Origin of the sequence: Bowmanella yangjiangensis (assembly GCF_017255015.1) — a bacterium.
Classification (GTDB): domain Bacteria; phylum Pseudomonadota; class Gammaproteobacteria; order Enterobacterales; family Alteromonadaceae; genus Bowmanella; species Bowmanella yangjiangensis.
The window spans coordinates 1-1,336 of the sequence record NZ_JAFKCS010000227.1 but is presented as its reverse complement, the minus strand read 5'-3'; the positions used below and the strand labels follow the sequence as shown (position 1 = coordinate 1,336).

Annotated in this window: 2 protein-coding genes; both read right to left on the bottom strand. The window is 65.9% G+C overall.

Going from position 1 to position 1,336, the window contains the following annotated elements:
* A partial coding sequence (locus tag J0A65_RS23550; RefSeq protein ID WP_206596712.1) for an RNA polymerase sigma factor occupies positions 1-467 on the bottom strand: 467 nt, incomplete at its 3' end.
* A gap of 61 nt (positions 468-528) precedes the next feature.
* Positions 529-1,336: LysR family transcriptional regulator (locus J0A65_RS23545; RefSeq protein ID WP_206596711.1), on the bottom strand; the 808-nt coding region annotated here is incomplete at its 5' end.

The following is a 1,336-nucleotide window of genomic DNA, read 5'->3' as shown; positions in this document are numbered from 1 at the left end:
AGGGCGCGTGCCAGGTGCTTCTGCACCGAACTGTCGGAGATCTCCAGCTGACGCGCCACCTGGGCGTGGGTCAGGCCCTCGATGCGGTTGAGGCGAAAGATCTCCTGAGTCCGCGCCGGCAGCTCGGCGACGGCCTCCTGCAGGCGTTCGATACGCTGGCGCGCGGCGGTGATGTCGTCCAGCGAGCTGCCTTCGGCCTCGATCTCATGCAACAGGTCATCACCGAGCAGGTCGGTCCTGCGCCGAATCTGCTGGCGCTGGTGGTCGATCAGCAGGTTGCTGGCCGTACGGTAGAGGTAGGCCGGCGAATTGTCGATGCGCTCGCCGCCGCTCTGCTCGGCCAGACGCAGAAAGCTCTCCTGAGTGAGATCGGCGGCCAGTTGCGGGTCGCGACTCTTGCGCAGCAGAAAGCTGTTCAGGGTCTTGGCGTGCTTCTGGAACAGGCCTTTGAGATCCAAGTCCGACAATCGTGCATCCCTGGTCTTGGGCGATAGGAAAGCGGCATCTTATTTTTATTGAGAAGCATTTTCAATTTATCGACTCGAGGCAGTTCAGCAGACAGTCCAGTGCCGGCTGGCGCTGTGCCCGGCGCAACAAGGCGACCAGTTCGCGGTGGAAGGTCAACGCGCCCAGCTCGATCACCCGCAGGCGGGTCGGGCGCTGCAGCCACAGGCCAGCACGCGGCACCAGCGACACCCCCATGCCGTTTTCCACCAGGCGCACGATGGCTTCCAGTTCGTCCAGTTCCAGCGCCTCATGCACCATCAGGCGTTGCTCACGCAGGAAGCGGCTGACCTGGCGGCCGCCGAACGAGGTCCGGTCGTAACGCACGAATGGTTGCTCGGCCAGCAGCCGCAGCGGGTCATCCCCCTCGACGTGCAAAGGGGCGACGAGCACGAAAGGTTCGCGCGCCAGCGGCACTTCGAGAATCTCCTTGGGCAAGGCGAACGGCGGCTTGATCAGCAAGGCCAGGTCCAGCTCGCCGGCATCGAGCTGACTGAACAGCTGCAGCGAGACACCCGGCACCAGCTTCAGCTCGACCCGTGGCGCCAGCTGGCGAAAACGCGGCAGCGCCTCGGCCAGCAGGCCGGTCTGCAGGGTGGCGATGGCGCCGACGCGCAACTCGCCGACACAGTCGCCAGCCCCTGGCGGCAGGGCCATCTGCCCGTACAGGGCGAGCATCTGCTCGGCCAACGGCAAGGCATGCCGGCCGGCGGCATTGAGCACCGCACTGCGGCCACTTCGGTCGAACAGGAGCACGCCGAGCTGCTTTTCGAGCACACGCTTCGGGGCGGTGACCGCCGACTGGGTGATGCCGACCTGCTGGCCGGCCGCG